16 protein-coding genes are annotated in these 14,574 nt (G+C 64.9%); 5 read left to right on the top strand and 11 right to left on the bottom strand.

The window, feature by feature from the left end; translation table 11 throughout:
- Position 1: 1 nt before the first annotated feature.
- From PHD22_RS01020 to PHD22_RS01000, 5 genes are read left to right on the top strand one after another with little or no spacing between them, the layout of a single operon-like run.
- The gene (locus PHD22_RS01020) at positions 2-814 is read left to right on the top strand and encodes a DNA ligase (protein ID WP_299860973.1); all 813 of its coding nucleotides are present in this window, start codon (positions 2-4) and stop codon (positions 812-814) included.
- The gene (locus PHD22_RS01015; RefSeq protein ID WP_366520660.1) at positions 811-1,776 is read left to right on the top strand and encodes an NAD-dependent epimerase/dehydratase family protein; all 966 of its coding nucleotides are present in this window, start codon (positions 811-813) and stop codon (positions 1,774-1,776) included. The genes PHD22_RS01020 and PHD22_RS01015 overlap by 4 nt, the downstream gene beginning before the upstream one ends.
- A complete protein-coding gene (locus PHD22_RS01010) occupies positions 1,766-2,770 on the top strand; it encodes a glycosyltransferase family 4 protein (protein WP_299860970.1) in 1,005 nt (334 codons plus the stop codon). The genes PHD22_RS01015 and PHD22_RS01010 overlap by 11 nt, the downstream gene beginning before the upstream one ends.
- Complete coding sequence (locus PHD22_RS01005) at positions 2,767-4,647, top strand: nucleoside-diphosphate sugar epimerase/dehydratase (RefSeq protein ID WP_299860967.1); 1,881 nt, start codon at positions 2,767-2,769, stop codon at positions 4,645-4,647. The genes PHD22_RS01010 and PHD22_RS01005 overlap by 4 nt, the downstream gene beginning before the upstream one ends.
- Before the next feature lies 1 nt (position 4,648).
- Positions 4,649-5,482: a symmetrical bis(5'-nucleosyl)-tetraphosphatase gene (locus PHD22_RS01000; protein ID WP_299860964.1), complete on the top strand. Its 834-nt coding sequence runs from the start codon at positions 4,649-4,651 to the stop codon at positions 5,480-5,482.
- 13 nt (positions 5,483-5,495) lie between these two features.
- Here PHD22_RS01000 and PHD22_RS00995 read toward each other — a convergent pair whose 3' ends face one another.
- The 11 genes from PHD22_RS00995 to PHD22_RS00945 form a co-directional block, all read right to left on the bottom strand.
- Entirely contained in the window at positions 5,496-6,068 is a 573-nt protein-coding gene (locus PHD22_RS00995) for a lysophospholipid acyltransferase family protein (RefSeq protein ID WP_299860962.1), read from the bottom strand.
- A 179-nt stretch (positions 6,069-6,247) separates the two neighbouring features.
- The gene (locus PHD22_RS00990; RefSeq protein ID WP_299860959.1) at positions 6,248-7,006 is read right to left on the bottom strand and encodes a GNAT family N-acyltransferase; all 759 of its coding nucleotides are present in this window, start codon (positions 7,004-7,006) and stop codon (positions 6,248-6,250) included.
- Positions 7,007-7,150: 144 nt separating this feature from the next.
- Complete coding sequence (locus PHD22_RS00985; RefSeq protein ID WP_299860957.1) at positions 7,151-7,606, bottom strand: glycine zipper 2TM domain-containing protein; 456 nt, start codon at positions 7,604-7,606, stop codon at positions 7,151-7,153.
- 11 nt (positions 7,607-7,617) lie between these two features.
- Positions 7,618-8,553 (bottom strand): carbohydrate kinase family protein, encoded by a 936-nt coding sequence (locus tag PHD22_RS00980; RefSeq protein ID WP_299860954.1) that lies wholly within the window; start codon positions 8,551-8,553, stop codon positions 7,618-7,620.
- Positions 8,554-8,611: 58 nt separating this feature from the next.
- A complete protein-coding gene (locus PHD22_RS00975; RefSeq protein WP_299860952.1) occupies positions 8,612-10,003 on the bottom strand; it encodes a DUF3426 domain-containing protein in 1,392 nt (463 codons plus the stop codon).
- On the bottom strand, positions 10,000-10,902 hold the full coding sequence (gene prmA, locus PHD22_RS00970; RefSeq protein WP_299860950.1) for a 50S ribosomal protein L11 methyltransferase: 903 nt from the start codon (positions 10,900-10,902) through the stop codon (positions 10,000-10,002). Before prmA ends, PHD22_RS00975 begins: the two co-directional genes overlap by 4 nt.
- On the bottom strand, positions 10,902-12,263 hold the full coding sequence (gene accC, locus PHD22_RS00965) for an acetyl-CoA carboxylase biotin carboxylase subunit (protein ID WP_299860948.1): 1,362 nt from the start codon (positions 12,261-12,263) through the stop codon (positions 10,902-10,904). The genes prmA and accC overlap by 1 nt, the downstream gene beginning before the upstream one ends.
- Positions 12,264-12,271: 8 nt before the next feature.
- A complete protein-coding gene (gene accB, locus PHD22_RS00960) occupies positions 12,272-12,730 on the bottom strand; it encodes an acetyl-CoA carboxylase biotin carboxyl carrier protein (protein ID WP_299860945.1) in 459 nt (152 codons plus the stop codon).
- A 61-nt stretch (positions 12,731-12,791) separates the two neighbouring features.
- Positions 12,792-13,280 (bottom strand): type II 3-dehydroquinate dehydratase, encoded by a 489-nt coding sequence (gene aroQ / locus PHD22_RS00955; protein ID WP_299860942.1) that lies wholly within the window; start codon positions 13,278-13,280, stop codon positions 12,792-12,794.
- A 61-nt stretch (positions 13,281-13,341) separates the two neighbouring features.
- The gene (locus tag PHD22_RS00950; protein WP_299860939.1) at positions 13,342-13,896 is read right to left on the bottom strand and encodes a TlpA disulfide reductase family protein; all 555 of its coding nucleotides are present in this window, start codon (positions 13,894-13,896) and stop codon (positions 13,342-13,344) included.
- On the bottom strand, positions 13,893-14,456 hold the full coding sequence (locus tag PHD22_RS00945) for a hypothetical protein (RefSeq protein ID WP_299861093.1): 564 nt from the start codon (positions 14,454-14,456) through the stop codon (positions 13,893-13,895). The genes PHD22_RS00950 and PHD22_RS00945 overlap by 4 nt, the downstream gene beginning before the upstream one ends.
- Between the last annotated feature and the right edge of the window lie 118 nt (positions 14,457-14,574).

Raw genomic sequence — 14,574 nt, 5'->3', positions numbered from 1 at the left:
CATGCTGGTTCTGGCTGTTACCCCCGCTGTGGGGACGGCTGCGCCGCTGCTGCTGCTGGCGGAAACCCTGAAAGGGGCGGTCGCGCCGGCGGATTACTGGGTCAGCGAAAAGCTTGACGGTGTGCGGGCCTTGTGGGACGGCAAGGTCCTGCGCTTTCGCAGTGGGAATGTGGTGCCGGCCCCCGACTGGTTCGTGGCGGGGCTGCCCAGGCAGCATTCCCTGGACGGGGAGCTCTGGCTCGGACGAGGTCGTTTCGAGGCCCTGTCGGCCACCGTCCGGCGCCTTCAACCCGATGACGAAGCCTGGCGGCAGGTGCGCTACATGGTCTTCGAGTTACCCGGAGCACCCGGTGATTTCACGGCCCGGGTCGAGGCGATCCGCTTGCTGGTGGAGCGCAGCGGCACGCCCTGGCTGCAGGCGGTGGAGCAGTTCCGGATTGCTGACCGTCCGGCACTGCAGACCCGTCTGGAGGAAGTGGTGCGCGAAGGGGGCGAGGGATTGATGCTCCATCGGGCCGATGCTCCTTATCTCACCGGGCGTAGCGACGTCCTGCTCAAGCTGAAGCCGCAGCAGGATGCGGAGGCCATCGTGGTGGCCCATCTGCCGGGCAAAGGGCGCCTGACCGGTTTGCTGGGGGCGCTTGTGGTGGAGACGCCCGAGGGGCGTCGTTTCCGGATCGGTACCGGCTTTACCGACGCGGAGCGGCGCAGCCCGCCCCCAGTCGGGAGTCAGATCACCTATCGTTACCGCCAGCTGACCCGGGATGGAGTCCCCCGCTTTGCCAGCTTTCTGCGTCCCCGGGAGGCTTTCTGAATCCGGCGTCCATCCTGATCACGGGTGGCCGGGGCTTCATAGGCCGGCGTCTGGTGACCCGTCTGGCAGCGCAGGGCACGCCCCTTCGGGTGCTGACGCGTGGCCGTCCGCACGTGCCTCATGAGTGCCAGGGGGACCTGGCCGAGGCGGCGGCCCTGGCGGTGGCCTGTGGAGGGGTGCGCCGGGTGGTCCATTGTGCGGGCCATGCCCATGCCTTTGGCGCCTTCGGGCCGGCAGAGGTGCAACGACACTGGAGGGTCAACTTTGAAGGGACCCGTCACCTGGCGGAGGCCGCTGGGCGAGCGGGAGTCGGGCGTTTTGTCTTCCTGTCCAGCGTCAAGGCGGTGGGGGAGCCGGGAGAGGCGTGTGCCGATGAGGAGTGGCCGTTGCCTCCGGTCTCCGACTACGGGCGGGCCAAGCGGGCTGCGGAAGAGGCTCTTCTGGAAACGGGTCAGCGCTACGGCATGGAGGTGGTGATCCTGCGCCCGGCCATGGTGTATGGCGCGGGGGGGCGGGGCAACCTGGAGCGCATGGCGGCCCTGATCCGCCGGGGTTTTTTCCCGCCCTTGCCAGAGACCGGAAATCGGCGCTCCCTGGTGCATGTGAGCGATCTGGTGGCGGCCATCGAGCTGGCGCTGACGGCGCCCCAGGCTGCGGGGCGGACCTATACCGTTGCACACGCCCAGGCACCTTCGGGACGCGGGCTGTACGATGCCCTGCGGGCGGTGCTCGGGCTGCCGCCCCTGGGCTGGGCCGTTCCGCGTCCGCTCCTCGTCGGGCTGGCTCGTCTGGGAGACGTGGGCGAGGTGCTGATGAGGCGGCGCCTTCCCTTCGACAAGGACGTGCTGGAGCGGCTGCTGGGGTCCGCCTGCCATTCACCTGCGCGGATTGCCTGTGAGCTCGGCTGGGAGGCCCGGGTCGGGTTGGCGGAGGGCCTGGAGGAGATGTTGCATGGCCGTTGAATGGTTGATTCCCGTGCTGGCCTTCGGGGTAGCCTGGGGGGTCACCCGGCAGTGCTGCCGTCCGGGATCCTGGCTGTATTTCCTGGATCATCCCAATGAGCGTTCCCTCCATGTCCGTCCGACGCCGCGAACCGGTGGCGTGGGGGTCATGGCAGGGGTGCTTGCCGCTGGCCTGGCCCTGTGGCTTGCGGATGGCCTGGGAAACGGGCTTTTCGCAGCCCTGGGGGGGGCCATGCTGCTGGCCGCCATCGGCTTGCTGGATGACCGGCGCAGCCTGCCGGCACGGCTCCGTTTCCTGGTTCAGTTCGTGGCTGCGGCGAGTGTGCTGGCATTGCTGGGGCTGGAACAGCCCGGGTGGCTGCGGGTGCTGATGACCGTCGGGCTGGTGTGGATGGCCAATCTCTACAATTTCATGGATGGCGCCGACGGGCTGGCGGGAGGCATGGGGCTGTTCGGTTTTTCGGCGTTGGCGGCTGCGGCCTGGCTGGGGGACCTGCCTGCCCTGGCCCTGCTGGCTGCCAGCATCGCAGCGGCGGCGGCAGGTTTCCTGTGCTTCAATTTTCATCCGGCACGGATCTTCATGGGGGATGCAGGATCGGTGCCCTTGGGGTTTCTGGCGGGCGCCCTCGGGCTGTGCGGCTCGGGTGCCGGCGCCTGGCCCCTGTGGTTTCCACTCCTGGTCTTCGCGCCCTTCATCCTGGATGCAAGCGTGACCCTGCTGCAGCGGGCCCTGCGACGGGAACGGGTCTGGCAGGCTCACCGGACCCATTACTATCAGCGCCTGGTTCAGCTGGGGTTCGGTCATCGCCGGACGGCGCTGCTGGCTTACTTTCTGATGGCCGGTTCGGGCGCCTCTGCCGTGGGCATGCTGAGACTGGACTTCTCCTGGCAGTGGGCCCTCATTACAATCGTGCTGTTGATGCATTTTCTTCTGGGGCTGGGGATCGATGTCGCATGGCGTCGGCACCTGGCTCGCAGTGCTTCCCGACCTTGATCCCCAAAAACTTTCATCCCCTGCTGGTGTTCCTGTCCGATCTCGTGGGGGTCGCGCTGTCCTGGTGGCTGGCCTACCTGATCCGCTTCAATCTTGACGTCCCTGCCGACTTCCACCCGGCGGCCATCGCAGGCCTGGGAGCTGCGCTGGTGGTGCAGGGTTCCCTGATGCGTGCCTTTGGCCTTTACCGGGGCGTCTGGGTGTTTGCCAGTCTGCCGGATCTGTTGCGGATTGCCCGGGCGGTCCTGGTGGCGACCCTCGTCACCCCCTTGCTGGTGGTGGTGGTGACCGCTGGCGCCTTCCCGGCGGTGCCCCGGTTGGTATTCCTGCTCCAGCCGCTGTTGCTGGCAGTCTATATGGGGGGAACCCGTGCCCTTTATCGAACCTGGAAGGAGTTCCACCTGTACGGTGCCTTGCGGGCACAGGGGCAGCCCGTCATCGTACTCGGTTCGGGGGAGGAGGCTGCCGGGTTGATCCGGGATCTGGCCCGCTCCTCCGAATGGCGGGTTGTGGGCTTGCTCGACGACGACCCCCGGCGCCAGGGGCGTGAGGTCTATGGCTGCAAGGTGCTGGGGCGAATCGCCGATCTTGAGCACCTTTCCGAAGAGTTCAAGGTCCGCACGGCCATCATTGCCATGCCGTCCGCCCGTCACCAGGTCCGCCGTGCGGTGACCAGTGCCTGTGTGAGGGCTGGCGTGAAGGCGATGATTCTTCCGGCCATCGAGGACGTGATGGCCGGCCGGGTGGAGTACAGCGCAGTCCGCCAGGTGGACCTGGAAGACCTACTCGGCCGTGACCCGGTGCATATTCATACCGCGGAAGTCAGGGAGTATCTGCGCGGCAAGGTGGTCATGGTGACCGGTGCGGGAGGCTCCATCGGATCGGAGCTGTGTCGCCAGATTGCCCGTTTCGAGCCGTCCCTGCTGATTTGCTTCGATGTGAGCGAATTTTCCCTGTACCGCCTGGGGGAGGAGTTCGCCAGCCATTTCCCCGGGGTGCAGGTGCTGTTGCTGGCAGGGGATGTCAAGGATGCGATCCGGGTGGATGAGGTGCTCGGCCGTTACCGTCCCCATGTGGTCTTCCATGCGGCGGCTTACAAGCATGTTCCCCTGATGGAGGATGACAACGCCTGGGAGGCTGTGCGCAACAATGTTCTCGGAACCTGGCAGGTGGCCCGTAGTGCGGTGACTTTCGGGGTTCCCCGCTTCGTGCTGGTTTCCACCGACAAGGCGGTCAATCCGACCAACGTGATGGGTGCCACCAAGCGCTTGGCCGAGCGGGTCTGTCAGTCGCTGTCGGCGAGGGGTAAGACTCAGTTCGAGATTGTCCGTTTCGGTAATGTGCTGGGGAGCGCGGGGAGTGTCATTCCCAAGTTTCAGGAGCAGATTTCGGCAGGCGGACCGGTGACCGTGACGCACCCGGACATCACCCGTTTTTTCATGTCCATTCCTGAGGCTGCCCAGCTGGTGCTGCAGGCGGGGTCGATGGGACATGGCGGTGAAATTTTCGTGCTCGACATGGGTGAGCCGGTGCGCATCGCTGACATGGCCCGGGACATGATCCGGTTGTCAGGCCATTCGGAGAGCGAGATCCGGGTTGTATTCACCGGCTTGCGCCCGGGTGAGAAACTCTATGAGGAAGTCCTCGCTGATACCGAGCAGACCCGAGCCACCCACCATCCCAAGCTGCGGATCGCCCGGGCTCAGGAGGTGGAGGACGGCTGGCTTGAAGCGCTGCTGCACTGGTTGCGCCAGCGCCGGTCGGTGGGGGCTGTGGAAGTACGCAAGGAATTGAGACGCTGGGTGCCCGAGTACACCCCAGCTCAGCCCACCGCGCCACCCCTGACCGTGGTGGCCAAAAAGGAACAGCGAGCCTGACATGGCGACTTACGCAATCGGTGACATCCAGGGCTGCTTCACTTCCCTGGCCGCCTTGCTCAAGCGGGTTTCCTTCGACCCGGCCCGGGACCGTCTGTGGCTTGTGGGGGACCTGGTCAACCGTGGCCCCGATTCCCTGCAGACGCTGCGCTTCATTCGTGACCTCGGTCCGGCGGCAATCACCGTCCTGGGCAACCATGACCTCTACCTGTTGATGGTGGCTTACGGGGCGATCCGCAGCCGGGGCAAGGACGACACGCTGCAGGCGGTGCTTGATGCCCCGGATCGGGAGAGCTTGCTGAGCTGGCTCCGCACGCGTCCGCTGATGCATGTGGAAAGCGGTTGTGCGATGGTTCATGCGGGCCTGCTGCCGGGCTGGACCGTACCTCAGGCCCGGGCGCTGGCCCGTGAGGTGGAGGGCGCGCTGGCGGGACCGTATCATGCCGAGCTGCTCCATAACCTGTGGGGTAGTGAACCGGTGGCCTGGCGGGATGACCTGCGGGACCACGAGCGGATGCGGGTGGTGGTTAACGCGATGACCCGGATGCGTTTCTGCACCGTGGATGGACAGATGGACTTCAAGGTGAAGGGCGAAGTGACCAAGGCACCGAAGGGCTATCTGCCCTGGTTCGAGGTGCCCGGCCGCCGCAGTGCCGACACCACCCTGGTGTTCGGGCACTGGTCAGCGCTGGGTTTGCGCGTCGAGCCCAATCTGCTGGCCCTGGATTCCGGTTGCCTGTGGGGACGTGAGCTGACGGCTGTGCGCCTGGAGGACAGGAGCGTGTTTCAGATCCCCTGCCCGGGGCTGGCACACGGCAAGCCCCGGCCGTCCTGATGGCACGTCGGATTCAGTGGTCGGCGATGCGTGCCATGATGGCAGCTCGCGCTGCCTGCGCCATGGCCTTGCGATCAAGTCCGGCGGTGCTGCTCAGGGCGGGCAAGACCCCCACCCGGGCAATGATCTCCCGTTCTGCGATCACGGCCTGCAGGCATTCCAGCAGACTGACGTCCCCGTCGTAGGCAGGCGCCCGGGTGTAAGCACCGTCGGGCAGGCGGTAGGTCAGGGCGACAGGCTGGACCGGAGCGCCGATCTCGACTGCAGGCTGGAGCAGGGCGGCATGGAAGCCCTGGACATGACGCCCGTCGGTGGTGGTACCTTCCGGAAAGATTGCCACGTGGCGCCCCTGGCCGAGAAGTGCCTCGATTTCCCCATTGACGATCTTCGCGTGACCGCGGCTGCCCCGGCGCAGGAACACGGTTTCGTGGCGGGCCGCCAGCCAGCCGATCAAGGGCCACTGGCCTACCTCGGCCTTGGAGACGAAGGCGGCAGGGAAGGCGGCGTTGATCACGAAAATGTCCAGCCACGAGATGTGATTGGCGACCAGCAGGCTACCGGGCGCTACAAAAGGCTCGTCTGCCACGATCCGTATGCCCAGAATGAGTAACAACTGCCTGGACCAGTTCTGCTTGAGGCGTATCCGTCGGGATGGGCGGATGAGGGGAAGATACAGCGCCGAGAGGATGAATCCTCTCAGCACGTGAACCGACAGACGGACGTAGCGCAGGGTGCGAAGCAGCGGTGGAGTGGGGCTGGCGGGTTTCAGTCCTTGCGTCCCATGAAGTGTTTGGCATAACGGGCGTCCATCCGGGACACCGGCAGCAGGATGGGCAGATCCGCCGTGTTGAAGTCGGGATCCCAGGCGGGGTCGCCACAAATCCAGGCACCCGCACGCAGGTAGCCCTTGATCAGGGGCGGGGTTTCGGCGTCCAGATCCTGACGGAGGGCCTGGAGGGGCAGAGGGGTACGGGGGAAGACCCGGTACTCCAGCGGGCACATGTGCTCATCCTTCAGGCGATTATACAGGCTGGCCGCTGCATGCCCGCCGTCAGCCATGCTGATGGATGCGCAGCCAATCAGGTAGTCGTAGCCGTTTTCCACCATGTAGCGGGCCAGGCCTGCCCAGAGCAGGGTGATCACCGCACCGGAGCGGTATTCAGCGTCAATGCAGGAGCGACCGACTTCCACCATCCGGTTGCGCAGGTGGCGCAGGCGGGTCAGGTCGAATTCGCTTTCGGAGTAGTAGCTGCCCACTTCCCTCGCTGCACTCGGTGAGAGGATCCGGTAGGTGCCAACGATCTTTCCTGCGTCCTCGTCGCGGACAATCAGGTGTTTGCAGAAGGGGTCGTACAGATCCCGATCCACTCCAGGGATGCGGCTGGACAGTCGAGCACCCATCTCCTCACCAAAGACGCGATAGCGAAGCTTCTGGGCTTCCAGAATCTCGGTGGGGCAGCTGGCCAGGCCTGCATGCAGGTTGCGCCCGGAGCGCTGGGTGATGTTCTGTTGCTTCTGCAGCATGACGGAATCCTCTGTAGGTTTCCATCCATTCTGGAAAGACCAGATTGCGCTGCCGTGAACGAGTGATGACGGGTGTATGACGCCGGCCCGGAAAGGAACTGGGGGGCATCTGATCCCCCAGTGGATATGGATGAACTGGCTGATTCAGCGGGTGACGCGGGTGTTGCGGCCATCCTGGAGCAGGCGGACCCGCTCACCGGGTTTGAAGTTCTCGCCACCGTCTTCCTGGACGATGGCCAGCAGCTCGCCATTGTCGAGTTTGACAGTGACTTCGACCCCCTGTTTGCGGGTCAGGCCTTCCTCGGCGGCGGCGCCGGCAATGCCGCCCACTACAGCGCCCACCACGGCCGCGATGGCTGCACCTTTGCCCTGACCGACGGTGCTGCCCGCAACACCGCCGATGGCAGCGCCGCCGATGGAGCCGATCGGAGAGTTGGTGCCTTCCAGCTTGACCAGGCGGACACCTTCGATGGTGCCCATCCGCACGCTCATCACGCGTCGTGCTTCGGTACGTTCGTAGTCGCCTCCACCCAGGCCGGAGGCACAGCCGGTAATGCTGATGGCGGCCGCCAGGGCCAGGCCGATGTTCAGGATTCGCATGAGGGTTCCTTTCACCACAGGGTTGAACCAAAAGTCTGCCGATAGGCTTCGGCGATTTCATCCCGGCTCGGGGCATGGTTCTGTCCGCCCCGGCAGGCGATCTTGAGGGCGCCCATCAGGGACGCCAGACGTCCGGTCTGCTCCCAGTCCATACCCTGCTCGATTCCATACAGCAGGCCGGCCCGGTAGGCATCACCGCAGCCGGTGGGGTCGGTCAGGCTGGCCGGTGTCGCGCAGGGAATCTCCAGCTTGCGCCCGTCCACATGAATTTCTGACCCTTCGCCGCCCCGGGTCACGACCAGAGCCTTGACTTCAGTGGCCAGGGACTCCGGGCTGCGACCGGTGCGCTCGCACAGCAGTTGGGCTTCGTAGTCATTGACCGTGCAATAGTCGGCCAGTTGCAGGCAGTGCAGCAGTTCATCCCCGTTGAACATGGGAAGACCCTGGCCCGGATCGAAGATGAAGGGGATGCCTGCCTCCGAAAACTGGCGGGCGTGTTCGAGCATGCCGTCGCGGCCGTCCGGGGAAACGATCCCCAGCGTGACTCCCTGGGCATCGCTGACCTTGTTGCGGTGAGAGTGCACCATTGCCCCGGGGTGGAAGGCAGTGATCTGGTTGTCATCCAGGTCTGTGGTGATGAAGGCCTGGGCGGTGAAGGTGCCTGGCACCTGAGTCACGTGGGCACGGGATATGCCCAGTCGATCAAGACGTTCAAGATAGGGGGTGGCATCGTCGCCGACGGTGGCCATGAGCAGCGGCTCCCCCCCCAGCAGCTTGAGGTTGTAGCCGATGTTGCCGGCGCAGCCACCAAATTCCCGACGCATCTCCGGTACCAGGAAAGAGACATTCAGGATGTGGATCTGCTCGGGCAGGATATGGTTGCGGAAGCGATCATGGAACACCATGATCGAATCGAAGGCGATGGAGCCGCAGATGAGTGTGGACATGATGTTGTTGCGTGGTGCGAGGTTGAGCGGGACGAGGCTGCGTTAATCCCGGACGTGGTCAGGGATAAAAGGCATAGACCCGGTAGCCAGCAGCCGCTATGCCGGGTGCTTCGAAGGCGACCCGGCTGACGATTTCGCTTTTGGCAGGGAAGGCCGCCTTCGGCGCTTCGGCGGGGCGCCACTGATCTGGCGAGAGGACCCGGCGCACCAGGGCTTTATCCCGGGCATCCGTCAGGGTGATTTCCAGGTGGGGCCAGGTTTGCTGGAACTCCGCCCGGTTGCGCAGGGTTGCGTGGAGGGTGAACAGGGCCTCATGACCAGCATCGGGCTGGATGTCCGAGCTCTCGATGGCGATCAACGAGGATTCACGGGGTAATGGCAGCTCACAGCCGATGCCGGCACACAGGCTCTCCAGGAAGGGGCGCAGGTGGGGATTGGCGAGGGCAACCTCGTTACGGAACACGAGCACGCCCTGGGCGGCCATGGTCAGGAGCAGAAGCGTCGCTGCTGCAGCCCAGAGCGCCTGTCCCCAGCCCTTGTCTCCCTCTTCGTCGGCTTCCTCCGCGGTGTCTTCGTCGGCCTCGGCCGCGGGCTTTTCCAGATCGGAGGCCGGCAAGGGGGGGCGCGACTGGTTTGGCGCGGTTGTTCCTGCCCGTGCCCCTTGCAACAGTGGCGCCTGGGGGGGCTCATTCTCCCTGCCCTGGTCGCGGGTGTGAATCAGCGATTCGAAGTCCAGCGGGGCCGCAGCCTCATCCAGAGCCGGCTCGAAAGAGGGGGATGTCAGTGGCTCGGGAAGGCTTTGGTGCAGATCGTCCAGCTCAAAATCCGGTGTGATGGAGGGCTCGTTCCGCAATGACGTGAGCTCGGCTGGCCAGGTCAGGGTCGCAGCGACAGCACTCAGGTCGCGCTCATCCGCCACCTGTCCGGAAGCTGGCTCAAGGCTCTTCTCCAGGTGCCCAGCGTTCCCGGACGAGGGGACGAGCTCCAGGTCGAAATCCAGTTCAAGAGGCGGTGGGGTCCCGACCATCCCGCTGCCTGGAAGGGGAAGGCCAGAGGGGAGGGGGGCGCAGCTGTCGTCTGGATCTAGGGGCACATCCTCCCAAGGCGAGATGTCTGCGGGTGGGGGGCCGGATGAAGGCAGTTCGCCAGGAGGAAGGGGCAGCTCGTGGGTTGGGGCAGACACCTCCAGCGGATCGAGCAGGGCATTTTCCGGTTCTTTTTCTTCCAGTACGAAGAGGGGGCCGGATGGGCTGGGTGGTGGCCCCGGTTCCTCCATGGCCTGCAGGAGGGGGGGCGCAGCGGGGACTTCATCACCTTCATCCACCAGCGTATCCAGGGCATTGAAGGTATGCTGACACTGCCCGCAGCGGACCAGCCCGCTCCGGGCGCGCAACTGCTCGGGACGTACCCGGAAAACGGTGGAGCACGCCGGGCAGCGCGCCAGGATCATGACACTGCCTGCTCCGGCCGCTCGCCTTCCAGACGAACCCAGCCTTCATGGGTCGCACCTACCTGGAGGGAGATGTAGGGTGCGTAGGCTTTGATCACGTCCTCGGCCTGGGCCTCCAGGACGCCGGACAGGGCCAGCTTTCCGCCAGGGGCGACCCGGGCCGCCAGCAGGGGTGCCAGTACCTTAAGGGGATTGGTCAGGATGTTGGCCACCACGCGCTGGAAGGTGCCGTCCAGGGGCTGGGCCGAGACCTGCAGGTGCAGGCTGGCGCTGTTGTTGGCGGCGTTGTCGGCAGCGGTCTCGACAGCCTTCTCGTCGATGTCCACGCCGGTCACCTCGCCAGCACCCAGCTTGACGGCGGCGATGGCCAGGATGCCGGAGCCACAGCCGTAATCAAGCACGCTGACGCCGGGCTGGATCTCGGTGGTGAGCCACTCGAGGCACAGCCGGGTGGTGGGGTGGGAACCGGTGCCGAAGGCCATGCCCGGGTCGAGGACCAGGTTGATGGCGTCCGGCGCCGGGGATTCGTGCCACGAGGGCACGATCCACAGGCGGTCGGTGATGCGGATCGGGTCGAACTGGCTCTGGGTGAGCTGGACCCAGTTCTGCTCTTCGATTTCCTCAATGGTGAAGGGCGGTACGGCATCGAGCCCGGCTGCAGCGGAGGCGGTGGCCAGCGCCTGGGCCAGGTCGATGTCGGTGTCGAACAGTGCGACGACGCGGCTGTGGTCCCACAGGCTGGCTGGGTGCATGCCCGGCTCGCCGAACTGGGGTTTTTCGGCGTCGGTGCCGGCGTCGGCGTCGTCGATGCTGACCGACAGGGCACCGTGCTCCATCAGGGCTTCGGAGAGGGCTTCGGCGCGCGTCGCGTCAGCCTGCAGGATGACGGAGATCCACATCAGTTCTTCGAGACCTCGTTGCGCCCCGCCAGCTTGTGTTCCAGGTAGTGGATGCTGGTGCCGCCTTCGACGAAGCGGGCGTCAAGCATCAGCTCCTGGTGCAGCGGGATGTTGGTCTTGATGCCCTCGACGAGCATTTCGGACAGGGCGATGCGCATGCGGCGGATGGCCTGGTCGCGGGTGTCGCCGTAGGCGATCAGCTTGCCGATCATCGAGTCGTAGTGCTGGGGCACCGTGTAGCCGTTGTACACGTGGGAATCCACGCGGATGCCGGGGCCGCCGGGGACGTGCCAGTTGCCGATCTTGCCCGGGCAGGGGGTGAACTTGAACGGGTCTTCGGCGTTGATGCGGCACTCGATGGCATGGCCGCGGAACTCGATGTCCTTCTGACGGTAGCGCAGCTTCTGGCCGGCGGCGACGCGGATCTGCTCCTGCACGATGTCGACACCGGTGATGAGTTCGGTGACCGGGTGTTCGACCTGGACCCGGGTGTTCATCTCGATGAAGTAGAACTCGCCATTCTCATAAAGGAATTCGAAGGTGCCGGCGCCCCGGTAGCCGATCTTGCGGCAGGCCTCGGCGCAGCGTTCGCCGATGCGCAGGATGTGGCGGCGCTCGATGCCGGGCGCGGGGGCTTCCTCGATGACCTTCTGGTGGCGCCGTTGCATGGAGCAGTCGCGCTCGCCCAGGTGGATGGCGTTGCCGTGCTGGTCGGCGAGGATCTGGATTTCCACGTGACGCGGGTTTTCCAGGAACTTCTCCATGTACACCACCGGGTTGCCGAAGAAGGCGCCGGCTTCGGAGCGGGTGGTGGTGACGGCGTTGAGCAGGGCGGCTTCGGTGTGCACCACGCGCATGCCGCGCCCACCGCCGCCGCCGGCTGCCTTGATGATCACCGGGTAGCCGATGGCGCGGGCGATCTTGACGATCTCCTTGGGGTCGTCCGGCAGGGCGCCTTCGGAGCCGGGGACGCAGGGTACCCCGGCGGCTTTCATGGCGTCCTTGGCGGAGACCTTGTCACCCATCAGGCGGATGGTCTCGGCGCGGGGGCCGATGAAGACGAAACCAGATTGCTCGACCCGCTCGGCGAAGTCGGCGTTTTCGGACAGAAAACCGTAGCCCGGGTGGATGGCTTCGGCATCGGTGACTTCAGCCGCCGAGATCAGGGCCGGGATGTTGAGGTAGCTGAGGGTGGATGAAGCCGGGCCGATGCACACGGATTCGTCGGCGAGCTTGACGTATTTGGCCTCGGCGTCCGGTTCGGAGTGTACGGCGACGGTCTTGATGCCCAGCTCACGGCAGGCTCGCAGCACGCGCAAGGCAATCTCGCCCCGATTGGCGATAAGGATCTTTTCAAACATGGTGGGGCTTAGCCGATGACGAAGAGGGGTTCGCCGAACTCGACGGGTTCTCCGTTTTCCACGAGGATGGCCTTGATGGTGCCGGAGACTTCCGCCTCGATTTCGTTCATCAGTTTCATGGCCTCAATGATGCACAGCACGTCGCCGGCAGCCACACTCTGGCCAATTTCTGCCAGGGGCTTGGCACCCGGCGAGCTGGCCCGGTAGAAGGTGCCCACCATGGGAGACTTGACCACGTGACCCTCGGGGAGGGCATCTTCGTCCGCTGCCGCCGGGACGGTGGTGGCTGCCGCAACGGGCGCCGGCGCCGGGGCATGGCCTGGCATGTGGGAGACGTAATTCACCGGCGCCGGGCCGCTTACATGCTTGGCGATACGAACCTTTTCCTCGCCCTCCGTCACTTCCAGTTCGGAAATGCCGGACTCCTGGACCAGGTCAATCAATTTCTTGAGCTTGCGAAGATCCATTGTAGTTTCCCCTTGATGTGTTGATGGCCGTCCGCAGGAGGGGACGGGCCGATGTCTGGTGTCAGCCGCGCAGGCGGGACAGGGCGAATTCCAGGGCCAGCAGATAGCCCTGGGCGCCCAGGCCGCAGATCACCCCAATGGCCTTGTCGGAGAAATAGGAGTGATGCCGGAAGGGCTCGCGGGCGTGAATGTTGGACAGGTGTACTTCCACGAAGGGGATGTCCACACCGGCAAGGGCGTCTCTCAAGGCCACGCTGGTGTGGGTGTAGCCTGCCGGATTGATGACGATGAAGTCGACGCCTTCGGTGGCAGCCGCCTGCACCCGGTCAATCAGCTCTCCTTCGTGGTTGCTCTGGAAAGACTCCAGGAGCACACCGTCCGCACGGGCCCGGCTTTCCATCGCTTCATGGATGTCGGACAGGGTGGTCAGGCCATAAATGCCGGGTTCCCGGCGACCGAGCAGATTGAGGTTGGGGCCATGCAAAACGAGGATCCGGCTTTGCCGGGCGTCGTTCGAGGTGGCATCCTGGGGGCTGTTTTTCCGCGTCATGCTGGCAAGTTTGCCGTAATTTGCCGGAAGTTGTCCACAACGGGCCAGCTTCGGATGATGCTTAGGACTGGCTCAGTTCCGCCAGCTTGCGCTCCAGATCCTCTTCGGCAAGCATCCCCAGCTTGACCAGACTGAGCTTGCCCTGCCGGTCAATGATGACTGTAAAGGGTAGACCCTGAGAAGTGTTGCCCAGGACCTCCGTGAGACTCACAACGCTGGGTGCGGCCACCACGAGAGGGTAAGCGACGGGGTTGGCTGCCTGGAAATCCCGTACGTTGGTTGCGGTATCTATGCTGATGCCGACGAATTGGATGCCTTTGTGTGCATATTTCTCGCTCAGTTGGGAGAAGGCCGGCATTTCCTTGCGGCAGGGCGGGCACCAGGTTGCCCAGAAATTGACCACCATGACCTTCCCCTGCCACTGGTGCAGGGGGTGCTGTTTGCCAGCGCTGTCGGGCAGGTCCAGGGCCATCAACTGGGCCACGGCGTCCTGCTGGGCGGCGGTGATGTCCGGAGCGGTCAGGCTTTGTGTTTCCTTGCGGGCGGCATAGATCCCGGCGATGGTTGTCGCGACGGCGATCAGTATCAGGAACAGGGTGTTCAGGCGGGTTTTCATGGCTCGATGTCGACCGTTGCCGGTGGCGTGTTGTTGATCAGGGCTTCGACGGTGGGAAGGCGGGCGCGTTCCATGCCTCGGGTTCCGTGACTGCCCCTGCGGTGCAGTCGTTCCACTTCCGGAGAGTAGATCCGCAGGCGGATGGGGACATCACCCCAGTCGAAGACCAGGATCGCCTCCGGGGCTTCGGGTTGCGTGCGGCGGGGCTCCCTATGCTCGTAGTCCACATTGTGGTTGAGAAAGAAGATTTCCACTTCCTTGGCGCTTTCCGGGAAGAGGTCGATGTCCACCTCGGAATAGCGCCCCGCGGTGCCTTCCAGTACGGAGCCGGTGAGATAGGGGCGGAAGGGCTCCAGTTCACGCATCACTTCGGCGGCGGCAACCCGCAGCAGCCGCTGGCGTTCCAGGTGCTCGTCGTCCTGGAAGAGGGTCAGATAGGTGCGGACCTCGGTCTCGATTTCGGCATTGTTGGGCAGCTCGTCGGCACTGGTGGCGCCCAACTGGCGGGCAGCCTTGCGCTTGGCGAAGCCATAGTCGCTGATTCCGTCCTCGGCGATCATCCGGGCGGCGAGGGCGGCGATTTCCCGGCGCAGGTTGCTGCGATATGGAACGGCAGGGCGCGGCATGGCAGGTCGGAGCTCCCCGTTCGATTAGAATATCAGCCATTCTACACACGAC

Origin of the sequence: Zoogloea sp. (genome assembly GCF_028693495.1) — a bacterium.
Classification (GTDB): Bacteria; Pseudomonadota; Gammaproteobacteria; order Burkholderiales; family Rhodocyclaceae; genus Zoogloea.
Note: the sequence above shows the minus strand (reverse complement) of the source record. Positions and strands in the feature narration are given on the sequence as shown.